The following is an 18,856-nucleotide window of genomic DNA, read 5'->3' as shown; positions in this document are numbered from 1 at the left end:
CGTTTTTGCTTTTTCCTTGGTTAAATTGGATGTCTTTTGGATGGTTGTACGAAGTGATTTCTCTCGTTAAAATCAAATCCCTGCTTGCGATCCAAGGCCCAAGGTCTATTTACGTGTATTCTCTACTCATCGGTCTCTTTTCTGGAGTGGGGGCTTACGGATTTAACATCCTTTTATCTTATACCGAAAGTCTAACCTTTTCGCAGCTGATCGGCTATGATCCTGGAGTTCCCGCAGGGGACTCCTTTTTCTCTTTTCCCTTTGCCCCTCGCCAATTTAGCTACCTTTGGCTCTTTCTACTCCCGGCTCTGGGAGGGCTTCTCTCTGGACTCATCATTTATTTTTTATGTCCCGAGGCAGCTGGAGGGGGAACAGATTCCCTCATCAAATCTTTTCATTTTAATGAAGGCAAAATACCCGCCAAACTTCCGTTTTATAAAGCCTTAGTCACCATCATCACACTCGGAAGCGGCGGATCCGGTGGAAAGGAAGGACCCACTGCTCAAATCGGAGCGGGATTCGGATCCACACTTGGCTCACTACTTGGAGTCGGAGCACGTGCACGGCGGACACTGATGCTGGCAGGTACGGCAGGTGGCCTCGGAGCCATTTTCAGAGCTCCTCTCGGCGGCGCGATCACGGCGGTAGAGATGGTCTATAAAGAAGACATTGAGAGTGATTCTCTAGTTCCTTGCATTCTTTCTTCTGTCAGCGCCTATCTTACCTATTCCAGTTTGGCGGGAAAAGGTTCTGTTTTTGCTGTTGCAGAATACAGTTTGAGTGACTACCGACATATCCCATTCTATATTATACTTGGTCTCGTATGTTTTGCGATCGGCTTTTTATTTGTAAATTTTTATCACTTCGTCAAAGATCATTTTGCTGCGTGGCAAATTCCAAACTATCTAAAACCAGCAATCGGTGGTTTGGTGGTGGGTTCGCTTGCGATTTTTTTTCCTGAAGTCCTCGGTTCTGGATTCGGTCTTCTCCAAAAAATGGTCAATGGAGATCATTTGAACTCCTATCATTTTTCGCTTAATGGTCCGGTTTTCTTTCTGACAATTGCCCTTGTCAAAATTGTTTCTACCTCCTTTACCGTAGGATCAGGCAGTTCCGCAGGTCTTCTTGGACCTTCTTTTTTTATTGGCGGAATGCTCGGAGCCTTTGTGGGTTCTATGGCTCAGATATTATTTCCTAGCATGGGAGTCCTCATCTTTCCTTTCATGCTTGTAGGAATGGGCAGTTTTTTTGCAGGAGTTGCAAGGGCACCAATCGCTGGTATGGTGATGGTATGCGATATGATCGGGAGCTATGAATTATTACCACCACTCATGATCGTTTCTGTGATTGCGGCAATCCTATCAAATAAGATTTCGATCTATCGACACCAAGTTCAGAACAGATTCCAATCCCCTTCTCACCATTGGGATATGAATCAGGACATCATGGATCGTATTTCGATATCCAAACATTTTTCTGAATTTAGAAAATTTGCTATCGTTTCTAACTCCATTCCACTCACAGAATTACAAACCCAGGCTCCAGGCATCCAAGCGAGCGATTTTATACTTACTGATAATGATCAGAAGTACAAAGGCATTGTATCCTTACGCAAAAATCGAATATTACCAGAATATGAGGAACATCTTTCGAAACTGATTACCTGCGAAGAAATTGTTCAAGATGTTCCTGCCATCAAGGCAGAGGATACCTTAGGAATGGGCTTACGCGTGATGTTACAGTATGATGTGGATAAGGTGGCGATTGTCAATGAACATGAAGATTGCCTGGGCTATCTCAGATACATTGACTTATTTCGCGCGTACCAATCAGAAATTAAATTATACTCGAGAAAGAGCGATTGAGCTTTTGAAAACAGTGCGTTCCAAAAACATCATAGCGCCGAAAAGAATTCCTGAGTAAACCAAGTCACCTAATAGAGAGTTTTGAAAGAAAGGGAGAGCGAGGGTAAAACAAGACACAAATCCAGTTAGGTCTATGCTGTACATCCCAGAAGTGAGCCAAACTGCTAGGTTGGTGGCAAAAAAGAATAATACCGAACTAACGAGTGTAAAACCTAAAGTTTTTGTTGCAGAAACAGATTTAGAAAGTCTCGTTCCGAGAAAAACAAAAAGAACCATCAGAAGATATATGACAGGCATCAATGCATGGAAGCCTAGAAAAAGATCCGAGACAAACATAGCAGCGAGAGGAACAAGATACGCAAGACGTTTGTCTACGAGGTAAGCCCCAGAAAATAAGGAAACTGCCAAGATGGGGCTAAAATTTGGTGGATGAGGCAAAATACGGCTGAACGCAGCAACAAGGACCATTAAAATCGCAGTTAAAAATCGAGATTGGAACATAGGGCTAGAATTTTCGCCGCTTGGATGGAAGGCAAGATAAAAAATCGGTTTGCGAGCCAGTTGTATTCGGGATTCTCTCTTATATATGTTGCCTCCTCATTTTCCAGACCCACTTCAAAACCTGCTCCAACTTACGAGAGATCTGAGAAGCCCCGAGGGATGTCCGTGGGACCAAGGACAAAATCATAAATCCGTAATCCCTCATCTGCTCGAGGAGACCTATGAAGTTGTTGATACGATCGAAAGAAATGATGACCCCCATATGCGGGAAGAGTTGGGAGATTTACTTTTTCAAGTTGTGTTTCATTGCCAACTGGCAGAGGAGAGAGGAGCCTTCGCTTGGAATGATGTCGTGCGAGAGGTTTTTGAAAAACTAGTGAGAAGGCACCCTCATGTTTACAAAAATACAAGCGGCATTCAAAATGCAGAAGACGTCCTCACTCAGTGGGATGATATCAAACGGCAAGAAAAACAAGGCAAGAGAAGCGCAAATTCGATTTTAGATGAGATACCAAACTCACTCCCAGCAATACTCAAGTCAGAAAAGATCCAATCCAAGGTTTCGAAACAAGGATTTGATTGGGAACATCCTCTGGATCTTTTCACAAAATTAAAGGAAGAGATTTCCGAATTGGAAGAAGCCATAGGACCTTCCCCAGAAATTAAAAATAAGAAGATCGCTTATGATGATCATATTGAAGAAGAGTTAGGTGACATTTTCTTTCTACTAGTCAATCTTGCGCGAAAGCTCTCACTTGACCCAGAGACAACTTTACGTAAAGCAAATCAAAAGTTTGAACGTCGGTTTAAAATCGTAGAAGAGCTGCTTCGAGAAAAAGGTGAAGAGATGAAAGGCAAACCTTTGGCTGAGTTAGATTTGTATTGGGCAAAGGCAAAAGAAAGATTAAGGTCTAGTTGATCTTTTCATTATAATGTTTTGAATCTCCCATTTTGAACTCGGTTTGGTTTTAACTATTATTGATTCATATCCATCACTTTCTAATACCATTTCATTTCCAAGGTCGGGAACATAATAGGTATAAAATAACCCGGTTTTAGGATGATTGGTTCTGACTTCACCTTGGAAGTAGGATAATCCTTTGATCTGAATTTTTGTAAGAAGAGGGGCTCCTTCCTCATTCAAAACTCGGATGAGAATCTTTTCACCAAACACAATTTCGTCGAGCATCTGGGTCCAGACATTGCGGAGAGAATCAAGAATTTTTGGAACGTACTTGTATTCGGGGTTAAAGTGGGAAGATTCCAAGACATAGGAAAGTGTGCCATATCGGAAATAAAAAAAATCTTGATCGACTCCATCGATCGGGTAGAGATTTTTTTTTAAGGAAAACGTTTTTGTGGGGTGTGTACTTCGCGTTTTTTTGGACAATTTTTTCCCTACGATTTCCGCTAAGTCAGGCGAAGGGTTGAGAAACCCTTCTACCGAATAGGGATAGAGCAAGGCATTGGCGAAGGCATGGTAGCTGATCGATGCGACAAACCTTTCTTTTTCTGCTAGAGATATGAGTGCACGAGTTTCTAGTTCGGAGCCTTCCGACGGTCCTTGGAAATAAGGGCTATCGATCTTGTTTGAACTATACTCCCCGCCTGTTTTTCCCCAGTGGATCGGAAAATTGCGATTCAAATCCACACCCTTTAAGTTATTAACACTTCCATTCTTTCTCCCTTGCAAATGGGAAACATTCCAAAATGCATCGGAACCATCGGGATTGGCGATGGGGATGATCCATACGATCAACTGATCCAAATACCTTTCCTTTAATTTTTTATTTGTGATCAATGTATAGATAGCATCATAGCAATGTTCGGTGGTGATCACTTCATTTGCATGAATAGAGCAATGCAGTAATACGTTAACCTTACCATTATCACTTATGTTTTTTCTTGTTAAACGAAGGGCGAATATCGGATTTTTCGATTGAGTTGTGCCGATGATTTGTTTTTCGGCAAACTCCGAATGAGTAAGAGATATCTGAGTCAAGTATCTTTCATTTAAGATTTGATCTTTGTATCCAGAAAAAACATCAGATACTTCGAAGGTGGATTTTTTTAATTGGGTCTGGTAATTTTCGGCAAAGAATTTAAATCCGAGTGGAGTGGTTACTTCACTTGCGAGAAATAGGCTCCGATCCATTTTCTCCCAAACTGCCCGAGGCAATAAGACAAAGCTAAAATTGTTTTCTTCATATACTGAATTTATTTTTTGCTTGGTATAGGTTTTGAAAGTGGGAAGGTTTGCCGAAGGAAGAGACACCAAAACAAATGTGGACCTGTCTCCCAAGGGTGCGATTGGAATGGTGGATCTGGTGAGGAAAGTAAAACAATGGATGTCCATGAGTAGAAGAAATCCAAGACTCACCTTAGTCACTATCTTTCCAATCTGGACAAACATGATCCCCATGAACTTTCTAATTATCCTTCTGGCAAGTTTTCTTTTCGCGGACTGTCATTTACTATCAGAAGGTCTTTTTGAAAAACCTTGCGCAGGCAAAATCATACCCGATATGAAATGCATCCCCGAGGGAGAATTCATCAGAGGCTCAAATAAATTTGAAAAAAATGAAAAACCAGAAGCCAAGATCTACCTGGATGGATTTTTTATGGACACGCATGAAGTGACCAATGAAAAATTCGAACAATGTCTGCATGCAGGGAGATGTAGGGACTGCCTTTCCTCCAAAAAATGTGATTTTGTCGGAGCTAGGTATGGAAAGATATACCAGCGACCAAAACAACCAGTCGTAGGTGTTAGTTGGTATACGGCATCAGAGTATTGCCAATTTGTTGGTAAGCGACTTCCAACCGAGGCAGAATGGGAAAAGGCGGCCAGAGGGTCAGCAGGAGATGTTTACCCTTGGGGAAATGAAAGTGCCACTTGCCAGAAAGCCATCATCGAGGAGGAAGGGAGAAAAGGCTGTGCATTAAAAAAACTAGAAAAACCACATTGGATGACCACGGACGATGTTGGAACTCGTGCTCCCGGTCATTACGGTCTCTTCGATATGGCAGGGAATTCCTGGGAATGGGTTTCGGATTGGTACAGTCCTTCCTATGAAGTTTGCGGACCAGCTTGCCAAGGAAAAAATCCAAAGGGACCATGTAACGGTGATAAGGAATGTCCTGGACACAACAAAAAAATAGTAAAAGGTGGTTCTTGGTGGTGGCCCGGATCTATGGCGAGAGGCTCTTACCGACGAGCGCACGTACCCGAAAATTTTCCTGAGTATCATCATTTTGGATTTCGGTGTGCCAAAGACATTTTATGAAACAAAAGATATATATCCTTCCCTTACTAACATTGATTTATCTTTCTTGCGCTTCGCAAAAGAAAAATATAGAAAACAAACCGTTTGACTATACTGCTCTTTTTCAAATCAATCAAGAAAATCTCATTCCTACAAGATGGGATGTCGGAAATACAACTGTCTCCAATGAGGATAGGTTAGATGTTTTAATACCACATGTCACGAATATCGGAAATGTTTATATTGGTGTTGGTGCAGAACAAAACCTAACCATTGCTGCATGGGCAAAATCGGAATTCATTTATCTTATGGATTTTACACAAGTCGTTGTCTCTGCAAACCAAATGATGATTATGTTTCTTCGAGAGTCTCCAACCAAGGAAATCTTCTTGAGTAGGTATGCGAAAGGGAATGAAACAGAGTCTTTCGCATTGATAGATAAAAATTTACCAGATCCAGAAAATTATAAAAAAATATTTACTCGCATCGGTAAGTTTATCCGAAAGCGTCATAAAACAAATCGGATCACATCCGCTGAATATAAATATCAGATGTTTCAGACAAATGATGAACAATATGAATATATAAGAAATCTAGCACTGAATGATCGCATATTTCCTGTGAAAGGAAATTTGCTGGGAACGACCACTTTAAAAAGTATAGGTGAGACCCTACGACGGAACGGAAAGTATGTGGGGATCCTTTACTTTAGCAATGCAGAAGAATATTTTTTCTATCCCAAAGAATTTAAAGAATCGATTCTCAATTTACCAACTGACGAGTCTTCGCTTGTTGTTAGAACCCTTTCCGTAAAGCAGGCTAAATTCCCGTGGTCACCAGGTTCAGATATCTCGACGGATTTTGGATTTCATTACTGTGTACAACCAATTCAAAATTTTCAAGAATGGCTTTCGAGAGGACCAGAAAAATTGAGATCAGATATGATCATGGAAAACGGTGGAGAAATCAATCGAAGCCTTGGCATTACCGTAGTCCGTGGATTGCCGAAAAATAAATGAAAAAGCTTCCGATGGCGTTGTCTGATTTTTCCACACTCTCTCAGATTTCGTATGAGATCGCAAAAAAACTTATCAAAATGTATCCGAATGCCAGAATGGGGGAGGCTATGGAATTGGAAGAAAATTTTCCGATCCGATGGTTGATGGAGTCCTCAAATCACAAATTTGAATGGGTTGTCTCGGAAATGGGTTCTATGACCTTACGGTTAGCAGGTGATTTTCCAGGTAAAAAAAATCCACCACCTATTTTTTATCTTAGTTTAGGCAAGTATGAGGGAGAAAGGTTTCTATGGGAAACTCCGGAAGGATCTCCCATAGAAAATTTGGAAGGGCAAATCAGGCAGCTCGTAGAAGAAAAAATAAATCTCTTCCTTAGATCGGAAACGGAAAGTGATTAAACCTTAATCCTTTCCTTCCTCAGCTTCGATACCAACTTTTTTTTCGATGTCTTTAATGCGTTTGATCCATTTATTTAAGTTCACAACATTTTTGATGTTCACGCGGTATTTTTGAAAGTCTGGATAATTTAAACCTAAATCCCATCCGATATAAACATCTTTTGCTTTTGGTGAGGTACGAAGGCTTGTTCCTCCAGCTATAATCGTCCCATCTACGAGCGTTATATGATCGCTAATGGCGCACGCTCCTCCGATCAGAACATGATTTCCTAGCGTGACACTTCCTGCGAGTCCAGATTGACCTGCTATGATCACGTGATCCCCGATTTTGCAATTATGAGCAATGTGAACCATGTTATCAAATTTACATCCGTTCCCAACTACAGTGTCCGTCAAGGCACCGCGGTCAATTGTGCAATTCGAGCCAAATTCTACATCATTTCCGATGATTACTTTCCCAACTTGAGGAAGTTTGTTGTGTTTTCCATTTAAGAAAGTAAAGCCGAAGCCATCGCCACCAAACGTGGAATTGCCGAAGGATAAAAAGTTATCACCGATTTCTGTGCCATGAAAGATCACACAATTCATCCCAATTTTGGAATGGTTGCCGATTTTTACATCACGTTCAATTTTTACACCATCGGCAATGATGCAATGATCACCAATCACAACATTTTCACCAATCGTTACAAAATTTCCAACCTGCGTATTGGCTCCAATCTTGGCAGATTTGGCTATGATCGCATTTGGCGAATGAGTTCCATTCGAGACTTCCAAAGGAAAAAAGTGATGTAGGATTTTTATCAATGTAAGTTCAACGTTAGGAACGACTAACATTGGTTTTTCGGGTAAACCTTCGGCTAATTCTGCGTTCACGACAAGTAGTGTAGCTTTCGATGATTTAGCTTCCTTCACGAATGCTTTGCTTGAAACAAAGGAGACGAAGTTTTTGGCATCAGCACCGAGTGGGAGGACTTGCCTGACTTCTGCATTTAAATCAGGACAGTTTACGAGTTTGGAATTTTCAATCAGTTCTGAGAGAGCGTTTAATTTAATGTTGTTCATTTGAATCTTACCCTGGATCAATTGTCCATTTTTGAAATGAGATAATCATCCAGCGAGCATGAACCTGCCCCTTTCAGAATTAAAGGCAAGGCTAGTCCCAATGCTAAGATATGAAATTCGTATCCATTGTTGGTTAAGAAAAACCCATTCGGGCTATGGACGAGAACTGCCGCAACAAGCATCGTGACAAAAATACCGAAGGCGGCAACACGTGTAAAAAGTCCAAGGATAAGACCAATGGATCCAAAAAATTCGGCGGCTATGGCGAGAAGTGCAAATACTGGAGAAATGCCGAGCTGAGTCGTAAAAAAATTCATGGTCCCTTCAAATCCGTAACCACCAAAAGATCCTAGAACCTTTTGAGCACCGTGAGGAAGGATGACGAGTCCAAGCGTTAATCGGATAATCAGGAGCGAAATATCTTTGTTAGTGGATAGAAGTTTATAAAAGAGATTCATTTGTTCCTCGGAATGTTTGTATTCAAAAGATTTTATGAGAGGATGGGATTCGTCAAGTTAGAATCTTTTAGCCGTATCTAACCGAGGTCATATTGAGAGATCCCATGACAAGTTGGTCATTAAAAATCTGAACAGGATCATCGACTGTACTGGCACCCAATATGTATAAGAAGGGTAGAAAGTGCTCCGGTGTAGGCATGGCGAGATTGGCGTCCTTTCCTAAAGATTGGTAGTTGATCAGTTTTTCTTCTTCGCGAGATAGGATCAGTGATTTAAAAAGTTCATTGGCTCGAATGGCCCAATCGTACCCAAAGTTAGGATGGTGCATCTTGCTCCAATCTACCAAGCCTAAATTATGAATCAAATTGCCACTTCCGAGAATTAGAACATTCTGTTCACGTAAATAATGCAGTGCTTTACCTAACTCAAAATGATAGCGACCATCAGTGGTATTTTTGATACTCAACTGAATGACGGGAATCTCTGCCTTGGGATAAATGTGTTTGAGAATGCTCCATGTCCCGTGATCCAGACCCCAGGAGTCATCTGGTTTGCATTGAAATGATTTCAAATCATCTGCGATCTTCAGTGAATATTCCTTATCTCCAGGTACTGGATATTCCACTTCGAATAATTCTTTTGGGAAACCGCCGAAGTCATGGATTGTCGGAGGGAATTCATTTGACGTAATCGAAGTTTGGTGAGTCAACCAATGTGCAGAGATACAAAGAATCGCTTTCGGTTTCGGTATCGTTTCTTTGAGTTCACTCCAGGATCTTGAAAATTCGGTATCTAAAATGGCATTCATAGGACTGCCATGTCCGATAAAAAATATGGGCATCATTCTGCATTACCGCCGATCGTACGTTAGAAAGATCTCATTTCCTTTTGAAACGGAATTCTTTAATACCCATTCCCTTTCATCAAAACCAGCCATAGCGGAGGTTCCGTCTGCAATGCCAGCAAGTCCATTTTTTCCGATAACAAAGGGAACAAGTGTTAGATAAATCCTGTCTACCAGATCTCCATCAAGAAAAGAGTAGTTAAGTTTCGGACCACCTTCCAGAAGCACATTCTTGTAACCTTTTCGCTTCAAAATGCCTGTCACTTTTTTTGGGTCAAGGTCCGTCGAATCCAGAGCGAAGATCTCTGCTCGGTTTTCTAGATCAGCTTTGATTTCTTTCAAATTGTTTTTTGTACAAATAACAAGAGGAATGTGGTCTGATTCCTCAAAGACATGTTTGTCAGTCGGGAGTGTCCCATTTCGGATCAGGATCACAGGCCTTGGGTTTAAGGCATTGGGGAAGGCGCGGATTTTCACAACCGGGTTGTCATTGATCACGGAATTTTTACCTAAGATGATGGCATCCGATTGAGAACGATAGACATCCATTTGCAATTTGTCTTCTTTCGATGTGAGGCCATACCATCGCCCGTCGGGACGAACCACTTTTCCATCCAGGGTCATAGCCATGTTAATCGATAACTTCATTCATTCTTCCTAACGGAGAGATTTTTCAATTCCCTTTGGAGGATGTGGTAGACCTGTATGGAGCATGTACCGCAGCCTGTGGTGGCTCTTGTCTTTTCTCGTATTTCCTCAAGAGTATGGGCGCCCTCTCGTATGGCGTCTACTAATTCTTTTTCAGTCACCATACGACATAGGCAGACCCGTTTGGGTCGCATCAGTGAATTTAAATCAATTCCTTCTTCCACGATTGCACTAATCATTTGACAGAAAATTCAAATAGGGGGAAACTCTTTAATTATTTCAGTTAAGGAAAAAAACTAGGAAAGTCTATGGCACATGAGCTAAGCCCGGAAAGGAAAAAAAATCGGAATCGTGAAATCTTCGGTTGGTGTATGTTTGACTTCGCGAATTCGTCTTACACGACCGTGATTATCAGCGTTGTTTATTGTGAAATATTCACACAACTTGTAGTCCCTTCTGATCCAAATTCAGTGAATCCATTTCAGCATGGAAATTCTCTTTGGGCCTGGTCTCTCGCACTTTCTTATCTTTTCGTGGTGCTAACAGGTCCTATCTTTGGAGCCATTACGGATTTTTCTTCCACCAAAAAGCTATTCCTTTTTATCAGCTACATCGGTTGCATCATCGCTACTTTTATGTTATACTATGTAAACCCTGGTATGATTTGGTTAGGATTTATCCTCGTAGCCATATCGAACTTCTTTTTCGCATCCGGTGAAAATTTTGCCTCTAGTTTTCTTCCGACTCTGGGAGCCAAAGAAGATTTGGGTAAAATTTCGGGCTATGCTTGGGGGATTGGCTACTTTGGCGGGATTGGTTCTGTGGTGCTTGCTACGACTCTCGGTGATTACACGTTAGCAAATTACGAAAATTTGAAACTCGTTGGTCCGTATACAGCAGTCTTCTTTTTGGTTGCTGCCATTCCGACTTTTTTGTTTTTAAAAGAACCGCACCTTCCTCTGGGACATAAGCCAAGTGTAAATTATTTGAAAGTTGGTTTAGATCGCGTTGTCACAACTTTAAAAGACGCGAGTCGATTTAAAGACCTTATGATCTATCTTGTCTCCCTTTTCTTTACGATGGCAGCTCTTGCGATCGCTATTTCCTTTGCCTTTATCTATGGATCCCAAGAAATTCATATTGAAGCTCAACACAAACAAGTCATGTTTATTTTCATTCAGATTTCTGCGGCAATTGGTGCCTTGGCCTTCGGTGTGGTCCAAGACAATATTGGAGCGAAAAAGACCTTCAATCTAACGCTTGTTTTATGGATTGCCGTTTGCGCTCTGATCTATTTCGTACAAGACGTAACCGCTGCCTTAAATTTTGTTTTTGGGAAAGAATGGACCGTCCAATGGGTTTTCGTTTTTATCTCCTCATTGGCAGGAATGGGTCTCGGATCCACGCAGTCTGCCTCACGAGCCATGGTTGGGATTTTTTCACCAGAGGCAAAATCAGGTGAATTCTTTGGTATGTGGGGATTGTCAGGAAAAATTGCTGCTGCCGTCGGCTTGTTTTTATTTGGCTACATCCAAACCATCGTATCACTGAGAAATGCGTTTCTTGTTGTAGGATTCTTTTACGTGATTTCCCTTCTCATCAATCTGTTTGTAAATGAGAAAAGAGGAGTCGAAGCCGCGAATCAGTTTCAAGAATAAAAATGATTATTGATGAAGAAGACGATTTCGAACTACACCAAAGCCAGAGAAAACTGGCTTTGGCAACCATTGATGAGTTGATGCAAACGAAGCTAGACTTATTAGATGCGGATAAACACGTTCCTAGGTTTATCAATAATGCGATTTCTTATCTCAAACGAAAGTATGTCACCGAGGAACAGACGATTTCACAACTCTTAAAAAAACGCCAACAGCAACAAGCCCAAGCCTAATTAAACTCTACGATTTTAGTGATCAATTGTTTTTGGTCTAGTTCCATATTTCGAAGTTTTCGATAGGTGAACTTACTTACCTTTCTAATCATCTTCTTATAAGTTAACATAATATGTTTTTGTTTATCATAAGGCAACGGATCTTTTGCATCGTTGAGAACCATAGAAATAGCGGGGGTTGCTTTTTGTACGGGCACATTTGGCCAAACTGTATCAGATGTTAGTGCCTGATAATATTCGAGTTGGATGTCTGAGTTTACGTCGAGTTTGAATTCACCCTTCTCATCTTTCTCGGTACTTTGTGATTTTGGGGAAGGGTTGATGAGACGGCGCATTTCTTTCACATAGATCGTTCCATCAGCATTGACTCTTTTGAACATCAGCATGATTTTATCTAGTTCCGTAAAATCTTTGTTAGGGTAGATGAAAGCAACTCCATCATATAAATATACTTTTGGCCAATCGATATAGGATTGACCTTGTGGAAGTTTAAATTCGAGATAAAGTTTCCCTTCTGCATCTGTTAAAAATAATTCTTTTACTGTATCAGGAGTTTGGCCTAGAAACTGCGCAGCCGTTTTGTCCACACCTAGATCCTGCAATTTTTTCATTTTTTTCAAATGTTCTGAGATCGTAGCATGGATTGTGTCAATTTCGTTATCGGAAAAACCATTAGATCTTTGCAAATCGATCTGCTTTTGCGTTTCCCGATCTTTTAAAGTCAAGGAAGCAGGCTTTTCTGCAAAGCTTTGAGTAAAAGCAAAGAATAACGAAATTAGAACAATGAGTAATACGCGAGAAGAGTGAGTCATGACATACCTCGAACTTTCATTCCTTTATAGTATCGTAAATTTTGCTGTCGATACTTGAATGCTTCGACTAGAATTTTCTGGAAGTAAAAAAAGAAAGAATCGCCTGGTGGAAGTCGGTTTCTGCCTCTTTTGCAGCTGAAATGAGACCTACCATTTGCAAATATCCGTGAAGTAGGCTGGAAAAGTGCCTGTGCTGGACCTTTACCCCGGCCGATTCCAGAGCTTGTGCATAGGCATCTCCTTCATCTCGCAGAGGATCAAAACCGGCGGTGGCCAGGTAGGCGGGTGGCATTCCCTTCAATTCTTTGGGATCAAGGGTGAGCGGGGAATTATAGGCATGCGTTCTGTCGGCCACATTGGGCGTAAAATTTTGTATGAACCAACGCATTGTAGCTCTCGTAAGAATGTATTTCTCGCCAAATGTCTCGTAGGACTCAGATTCTCGCGAAACATCGGTCATGGGGTAGAGAAGTGCTTGGAAAACGGGTAAAGGGATTTTTTCTTTTTTCGCGCGGAGGCAAACGGCGGTGGCAAGTAAACCACCAGCACTATCGCCCGCGACGGCAATGGCGGAAGGTGAACCTCCCAGGAGGTAAGCACTGTTTCTTATATATCTGTAGGCCTGAAAACAGTCATCTATAGCGCTGGGATAGGGATGTTCTGGTGCTAGACGGTAGTCAACAGATGCGACTATGACCTTTGCATAGTAGGCAAGACGCCGACAGACAGCGTCATGTGTTTCGACAGATCCAATCGAGAGACCACCACCATGGAAATAAATGACGATGGGCAAATTTCCTTTTTGTGGGTGTGCGTTGTATAGGCGAAAGGGTATAAAAGATGCCGCAGGAGTCGGAATTAACTTATCTTCCATATGACTTACATGGATAGGATCTTCATCGAAGATTCGAATGTTTTCCGCAAATAGCTTTCTGGCTTTTTGTGGAGTTAAAGTTTCTAGCTTAGGAAGGACACGGGCTACATTACAAGCCAGTTGGCATTTTGGATTTAGAGCGTTCCCATTTTCTACGGTAGCACCACCAAAAAGTGTATAAATCCAATTTTCAGGTAGGGAAAATACAAAGTGTGCCAGCGAACGCTTGATGCCTAACATAGATTAATGTAGATTCTCTTTTATCATCTTATATAATACAAACAATCCAAAAGTATCCATTTTGCAATAACTTACTAAATCTTCCAGAACACGAATTTTTTCTTCTTGTGTCACCTGCTTTTTTAATAATCTCAAATACTGGTAATTTGCATCCTGGCCCTCGCGAATCGAGAGGCCCACATGATTGGTCTCTGAGAATGCGGGGAGTATCTCTTTTAGAGAAGCCTTACCTTTCTGTTTTGCGGAATAGATCCAGAATTTTTTAAACGGGAGTGCTAGATCTTTAAAATTTAGATGAATCGCATTCCAAAACTCTGAGTGTTCAGGAAAAATCTTTATTAGATCAGAGATGATCTGTTTTTCGAAAAAATCGTTAAACGAAAAAATCGTAGTGTTTTTCGGTATAAGCAAGGTTAGCTCTTTTAGGACCTTTTCTCTCGGATCTCCCTCCTCCGGTGGATGCAAATACGTAAAGTGACGTAACTCATCGGAAATCGGATTCCAAATATGCAAGGAAAATAGAAACGGGATGTGCTGGAAAGGTCGGGTGTTCGGAAAAATCGGGATGGTTGGATTGATAGACTCAAAATCTAGAAAACATACAGTCTCCGAGGTGCCCTCTAAAAAAACAGACATTTGGTTGGAGTCAAAATGAGTATTTTGAGAGACGTGTGCATTTTTTTGAATTTTCTGAATCTGATTGAGTTCCTCATCTGGGATTTCTTCAAAGGTTTTGATCCCCATATGGTATAGCTTTTTGGGAAGCTCATGCCCCTCTCTCAAATCAAATATTTCATAACTCTGACTCTCTTGAAAGCAAACATCAGGTTGGTAACAGCTCTTTGGTGATTTGCAAGTCGGATATACCTCGTCTACTGACGGGAAGATATGGTTCGTCTGATATGCGAGAAATAAATTCCAAACTTCCTCGAATCTTCCTGATTCCTTTATCAATTTTTCAGATAAGGATTCGGTGATTAGAAATGCATCACGATCTAAGAGATTATCAGTCATTTGGTATTCGGAATTGATCCGTATCAATTTTACATCTGAGATGATAACACCTAAAGATTCGAGTAATCTTTTTTGAAAGTACAAAGATCGTATGATATCAAGTTTGGCGGTACTAACAGGACGGAAGTCGTAGAGGATCCAACCTTCGCGAGTGATATCGGGAGATAGGCATTCTATATAGGATGCATATTCTTCTGATTCAAAATAGCCTCCAAAAATGGTATGTTTGTTTTCAAGAGCCTCCTGAGTTTCTTTTTTTTGACTGTCTTTGCTCAAACTTCTCGGAATGATAACAGAATGTTCAAAATAAGACATACACAAATTGATAAATTCAGGCCATTCTAAGGATCCGCTGTGCGGAGTGTTGGTTTTCTCGATAAGATTTTGGTTATGAAGGTAAAATGAATTAGAACACTTTGTAAAATTAATAAACTGTGATTTTGAAATCGGAAAGTTTATATTTTTAGTTGGCAATCGAATAAATCTCGTTTAGTGAATGTAAATACTTCTGAAACTCCATTTTAAAATCGGCAGAGGAATGCGGATGTAATGCGTTTGGAGACTTTAAGAAAAAAGGAAAAAGTGCTTCTATATTCGCAGTGGTAAGCGAGATCCGATTTTCAGAAATTTCATTTTCGTAGCCTTGCAGAAAGTTAAGGAAAGAATCTATGAAAAGGGGAGAGATCTCTAATGTAATTTTACGCGGCGTGTCTTTAAAAAAAGCAAGTGGGTGGAAGTTTAGATCCTCATTTGTAATTTTCTTTTTAGAAACAAAATCTTCTCGGAGTTCCTTCTTTACAAAGATTCTTGGCAAAATAAACCGTCGTAAGGCGTTTTTTGTCCGATCAAAGGCGAGCAAGTAAAAATCCTCAGAATTCTTTCGAATCAATCGATACGGTTCAATGTGGCGGTCTTTTTTGTCACGGCCATATTGGATGATAAGGGCTCTCTTGTCCTTTAACGCCTGTATAATTTTCGTAAGATCAGATTCAGTTTCACGGAAGTCCTGATTTTTTTGCCTATGGATTTTGATTCCCTTTGGATATAGGTCAAGATTTTTGGAAAATAATTTTTGCGAGAGAGATAATAAAACCTCATTTTCAAAATTGGTTTCCGAACACAGTAAAAGGGATAGATATTCTAATTCTTGTTTCGAGAATTTTAATATTTGGTCTAGAGTTTCTTTTTCTAAGTAGTAGGGGTAGTGGTCTTCGGATTGGTAGCCAAAGTTAGCAACTTTGATATTGAAACCCATGGATTTGAGTTGGTTCAAATCTCTATAAAGTTTTTTTCGATCCGAGTCAATGTCATCATTATGATAATACCTGGGCATGATTTTACGAAATCTTTGGAAAGAGATGCCTCTTGATTCCTGCATCAAATTAAAAAGCAGGGCAAAGAGCCTTATTTCCGTCTCATTCATTTTTTTGACTTCAATCATAGGGAAGTCTTCTTCGGAATCCTGATTCATATCCATGCGCTTACATTCCAGTTTTATGTTTTTTTTTGATTCCGAAAAGTATAAAATCTTAAATCTTGGAAAAGAATGCGATTTTGGCCAACAATCATACTCTTATCATCACTCTTAAATTGTGCTACGTATTGGAAAAATAGGCGGAATGATCTATTGGATGTGGTGACTCTTGGTGCAGAAACTCCAACTTATGGTGCAGCCGTGAAGATTGGACCACTGCCCATCGGATTGTTATTCCAAGGTGGAGAAAGTGAGCTTGGGAAAAAAGACCTTGGTCGAGGCTATGGTGTTCGAGGCGGCGGAATTGGTGGATACCACTCACAACAGCTCGTTTATACATTCTTAGGCGGTGAAAGCTTTCATTCTGGTGAGCCGATTAAGGATGAAAAAGGTAAATGGATGGTGGATGAGAAAAAAATTCCACTGACGGATAATGACAGATACAATCAGAAAAGCTATAAGATGCGTTACTTTTCGTTTTTCAATGATCCAGTTAAAGATAGAAAAAAGCGGAAGAAACAAGCGTTCCAACGTGAACTAACAATGGATTTAGTCCGCCAAACAGGAAAAACAGAATTTTTAGTATATCTGCCAAAAGAAGATGAAAAACCTTTTGGTTATCCTCCAGGATTTCTCTGGAATTTGGAAGTGATCGGTGGACTTTATGGAGGAGCTAGGGTCGGATTTAATTTTGGGGAAGCGATGGATTTTTTACTCGGTTTTACCACCTTAGACATGTATGATGATGATGTAGAAGGAAAGGAAAAACAGACATTTCCTGGTTTCCCTTTCCCTGGTGCTTTAACTCCAGAAGAAGAAGCGCCTACCGAAGATTAAAGTTTAAAATCTTTGGCAGTGATTTTGTTTTTAGGATCAAACGTCAACTTGACAAACTTATTTGTTTCCGCTGCTGCTGGTTTTTCCTTTAAAGTGTAATACTGTTCTGGAACTTCGATATCTTCGACAAAATACCAAACCATTACTGTACCAGAAGGATCAGAGGATTTTTCTGTAGATTTTCCTAGAACTGCTTCTGTTTTCACAAGAGAGTCTCCAACCTTGATCAGATCGATTTCCAATTTACGGAGAGCCGTATGTGGATGAATTTTTGTGCTATTCGATGATACTTTATTGCTAGAAGCGCAGGCAATAAACGTGAAAATCACAAGTAAATAGGAGAAAAGGAGAATTGACCGTTTCAAGGTTCACCTCGTAAATTTTAATATCTTAAATCTAAAATAAGGCAGAAGAATTGGCAAGTGATATCTCATCTCTTTCCTTTTCTGCGGTGTTGATTTTTGTGAGTATCTTCTTAAAGAAGGGAATCGTGATTAGAACCAGTAAAATTTCCAGAAATCCGAAGGTGAATGACAAAGAAGGAAATGCATATTCCTTTGGGAGGTGAACTAAATAGAACTCTTGTAAATTGAAAGAAACGATAGGACCTAGCATAAATCCAAGCGATCCAACGCCCGTAAATGCTGACATTGTTGTCGCGGTGAGCCCAGGTTTTGACATCTTACTTGCGAGCATCATGGATGGAACAAACATCACGCCAGCACCCACACCACATAGCAATAAGTATATGAAGAGATATGCAAACTCACTCGTAGTACCTGCAAGCCCTAAAAATATGCCATACATGGTCGAGCCGAGTAGCACAAGGGGCAAAATTCCCGTTTTGCGAGAAAGCACGGCTGAAGGGTAAGAAAGTAGCGACATAGGAAATAAAACTAGTCCTAGAAATAAACCCAGCGTACCCGGATGGAATCCCAAGGTCTCTCTGAGGTGGATATTGAAGGAAGAGATGATGAAACCAACTGTAAATCTGTCTATAAAATTGAAGAGGAAAGGAATCAAAATGTAAGGATTTTCGAATGCGGCTTTCTTGAGATGCTGCCAATGGAATTTCTTATGGGTATGAATTCCTATATCCTTTAATTTGATCAGTGTGACTAGTCCGATAAAAACTAAAATGCCACTTCCTACATAAAACGGAAGGAGAGGATTCTTTCGACCAAGAACACCTAACGGCATACCAAAGGCACCTCCAAGGGATAGGAACATCCCAGTGATACCCATGAGTACGCCCTTTCCATAATACCTTTTGTTTGACGGGTCGTTTTCACGATCAGCAGCAGAACTCAAAAGTAGGCCGATAATGAAAATGTGAGAGGCACCTTCTAAAAAGCGAATGAGTAAAAATAAATTCATATCTTGAACGAGCGTTAGGAGGTAGAATAAAAACGCATCCAAGAAGCAAAAGGCCGCGATAAAATATTTTCGATTTTGAAATCGGTCCGAAATAATACCAGCGATCGGTGCAAACAAAAACGACCCAAGCATTGGGATACTTGTAAAAAATGCCACGTCTAGATTTGTGCCGAGCAATCGATCTTTGACGACGTCTTTCACCACAGGTACAATCATCGTGACTGGAACCATGGAAAGAAAGACGAGGGTGATTAATGTGTATGGAAAACTCAA

21 protein-coding genes are annotated in these 18,856 nt (G+C 40.6%); 8 read left to right on the top strand and 13 right to left on the bottom strand.

The window, feature by feature from the left end; translation table 11 throughout:
- Positions 1-5 precede the first annotated feature (5 nt).
- Entirely contained in the window at positions 6-1,865 is a 1,860-nt protein-coding gene (locus EHQ58_RS15335) for a chloride channel protein (RefSeq protein ID WP_246047388.1), read from the top strand.
- On the opposite strand, the gene EHQ58_RS15330 is transcribed toward EHQ58_RS15335, so the two are convergent.
- Positions 1,842-2,366 carry a DUF6580 family putative transport protein gene (locus tag EHQ58_RS15330; RefSeq protein ID WP_135624784.1) on the bottom strand — a complete coding sequence of 175 codons (525 nt, stop codon included), beginning with the start codon at positions 2,364-2,366 and terminating at the stop codon, positions 1,842-1,844. The genes EHQ58_RS15335 and EHQ58_RS15330 overlap by 24 nt on opposite strands.
- Before the next feature lie 85 nt (positions 2,367-2,451).
- On the opposite strand from EHQ58_RS15330, the gene mazG reads away from it, so the two are divergent.
- Positions 2,452-3,285, top strand: coding sequence for a nucleoside triphosphate pyrophosphohydrolase (mazG, locus tag EHQ58_RS15325; RefSeq protein WP_135624783.1), 834 nt, complete (start codon positions 2,452-2,454; stop codon positions 3,283-3,285).
- Here the strand turns inward: mazG and EHQ58_RS15320 are convergent.
- A complete protein-coding gene (locus tag EHQ58_RS15320) occupies positions 3,271-4,779 on the bottom strand; it encodes a M14 family zinc carboxypeptidase (RefSeq protein WP_246047387.1) in 1,509 nt (502 codons plus the stop codon). The genes mazG and EHQ58_RS15320 overlap by 15 nt on opposite strands.
- Before the next feature lie 7 nt (positions 4,780-4,786).
- Between EHQ58_RS15320 and EHQ58_RS15315 the strand changes: the two genes are divergently transcribed.
- The 3 genes from EHQ58_RS15315 to EHQ58_RS15305 are packed head-to-tail and all read left to right on the top strand — an operon-like array spanning position 4,787 to position 7,049.
- A complete protein-coding gene (locus tag EHQ58_RS15315; RefSeq protein WP_425460491.1) occupies positions 4,787-5,653 on the top strand; it encodes a formylglycine-generating enzyme family protein in 867 nt (288 codons plus the stop codon).
- On the top strand, positions 5,650-6,651 hold the full coding sequence (locus tag EHQ58_RS15310) for an LIC_10091 family lipoprotein (RefSeq protein ID WP_135624780.1): 1,002 nt from the start codon (positions 5,650-5,652) through the stop codon (positions 6,649-6,651). The genes EHQ58_RS15315 and EHQ58_RS15310 overlap by 4 nt, the downstream gene beginning before the upstream one ends.
- The gene (locus tag EHQ58_RS15305) at positions 6,648-7,049 is read left to right on the top strand and encodes an LIC_13241 domain-containing protein (protein ID WP_135624779.1); all 402 of its coding nucleotides are present in this window, start codon (positions 6,648-6,650) and stop codon (positions 7,047-7,049) included. The genes EHQ58_RS15310 and EHQ58_RS15305 overlap by 4 nt, the downstream gene beginning before the upstream one ends.
- A 3-nt stretch (positions 7,050-7,052) precedes the next feature.
- On the opposite strand, the gene lpxD is transcribed toward EHQ58_RS15305, so the two are convergent.
- The 5 genes from lpxD to EHQ58_RS15280 form a co-directional block, all read right to left on the bottom strand.
- The gene (gene lpxD / locus EHQ58_RS15300) at positions 7,053-8,114 is read right to left on the bottom strand and encodes a UDP-3-O-(3-hydroxymyristoyl)glucosamine N-acyltransferase (RefSeq protein ID WP_135624778.1); all 1,062 of its coding nucleotides are present in this window, start codon (positions 8,112-8,114) and stop codon (positions 7,053-7,055) included.
- A gap of 17 nt (positions 8,115-8,131) precedes the next feature.
- Positions 8,132-8,572, bottom strand: a complete 441-nt coding sequence (locus EHQ58_RS15295) for a DoxX family protein (protein WP_135624777.1) — start codon at positions 8,570-8,572, stop codon at positions 8,132-8,134.
- Between the two features lie 67 nt (positions 8,573-8,639).
- Entirely contained in the window at positions 8,640-9,416 is a 777-nt protein-coding gene (gene ygiD, locus EHQ58_RS15290; protein ID WP_135624776.1) for a 4,5-DOPA-extradiol-dioxygenase, read from the bottom strand.
- Positions 9,417-9,422: 6 nt separating this feature from the next.
- Complete coding sequence (locus EHQ58_RS15285) at positions 9,423-10,064, bottom strand: RibD family protein (RefSeq protein ID WP_135624775.1); 642 nt, start codon at positions 10,062-10,064, stop codon at positions 9,423-9,425.
- A complete protein-coding gene (locus tag EHQ58_RS15280; protein ID WP_246047386.1) occupies positions 10,061-10,303 on the bottom strand; it encodes a (2Fe-2S)-binding protein in 243 nt (80 codons plus the stop codon). The genes EHQ58_RS15285 and EHQ58_RS15280 overlap by 4 nt, the downstream gene beginning before the upstream one ends.
- Positions 10,304-10,372: 69 nt before the next feature.
- Here EHQ58_RS15280 and EHQ58_RS15275 point away from each other — a divergent pair, with 69 nt between their 5' ends.
- Positions 10,373-11,722, top strand: a complete 1,350-nt coding sequence (locus EHQ58_RS15275) for an MFS transporter (protein ID WP_135624774.1) — start codon at positions 10,373-10,375, stop codon at positions 11,720-11,722.
- Positions 11,723-11,724: 2 nt separating this feature from the next.
- Positions 11,725-11,955 carry a hypothetical protein gene (locus EHQ58_RS15270; protein ID WP_135624773.1) on the top strand — a complete coding sequence of 77 codons (231 nt, stop codon included), beginning with the start codon at positions 11,725-11,727 and terminating at the stop codon, positions 11,953-11,955.
- On the opposite strand, the gene EHQ58_RS15265 is transcribed toward EHQ58_RS15270, so the two are convergent.
- The 4 genes from EHQ58_RS15265 to EHQ58_RS15250 form a co-directional block, all read right to left on the bottom strand.
- Entirely contained in the window at positions 11,952-12,767 is an 816-nt protein-coding gene (locus EHQ58_RS15265) for an LIC13212 family protein (RefSeq protein WP_135624772.1), read from the bottom strand. The two genes, EHQ58_RS15270 and EHQ58_RS15265, sit on opposite strands and share 4 nt — an antisense overlap.
- 67 nt (positions 12,768-12,834) lie before the next feature.
- Positions 12,835-13,881 (bottom strand): alpha/beta hydrolase, encoded by a 1,047-nt coding sequence (locus EHQ58_RS15260; RefSeq protein WP_135624771.1) that lies wholly within the window; start codon positions 13,879-13,881, stop codon positions 12,835-12,837.
- A 3-nt stretch (positions 13,882-13,884) separates the two neighbouring features.
- On the bottom strand, positions 13,885-15,369 hold the full coding sequence (locus EHQ58_RS15255) for a DUF2779 domain-containing protein (RefSeq protein ID WP_135624770.1): 1,485 nt from the start codon (positions 15,367-15,369) through the stop codon (positions 13,885-13,887).
- Entirely contained in the window at positions 15,359-16,366 is a 1,008-nt protein-coding gene (locus EHQ58_RS15250; protein WP_135624769.1) for a helix-turn-helix transcriptional regulator, read from the bottom strand. Before EHQ58_RS15250 ends, EHQ58_RS15255 begins: the two co-directional genes overlap by 11 nt.
- Before the next feature lie 75 nt (positions 16,367-16,441).
- On the opposite strand from EHQ58_RS15250, the gene EHQ58_RS15245 reads away from it, so the two are divergent.
- Positions 16,442-17,206: an LIC13411 family adhesin gene (locus EHQ58_RS15245; RefSeq protein ID WP_135624768.1), complete on the top strand. Its 765-nt coding sequence runs from the start codon at positions 16,442-16,444 to the stop codon at positions 17,204-17,206.
- Here EHQ58_RS15245 and EHQ58_RS15240 read toward each other — a convergent pair.
- Positions 17,203-17,571: an LIC13410 family lipoprotein gene (locus EHQ58_RS15240; protein WP_135624767.1), complete on the bottom strand. Its 369-nt coding sequence runs from the start codon at positions 17,569-17,571 to the stop codon at positions 17,203-17,205. The genes EHQ58_RS15245 and EHQ58_RS15240 overlap by 4 nt on opposite strands.
- Before the next feature lie 31 nt (positions 17,572-17,602).
- The gene (locus tag EHQ58_RS15235) at positions 17,603-18,856 is read right to left on the bottom strand and encodes an MFS transporter (protein ID WP_135624766.1); all 1,254 of its coding nucleotides are present in this window, start codon (positions 18,854-18,856) and stop codon (positions 17,603-17,605) included.

It is taken from the genome of Leptospira ognonensis (assembly GCF_004770745.1).
Lineage (GTDB): Bacteria > Spirochaetota > Leptospiria > Leptospirales > Leptospiraceae > Leptospira_A > Leptospira_A ognonensis.
Note: the sequence above shows the minus strand (reverse complement) of the source record. Positions and strands in the feature narration are given on the sequence as shown.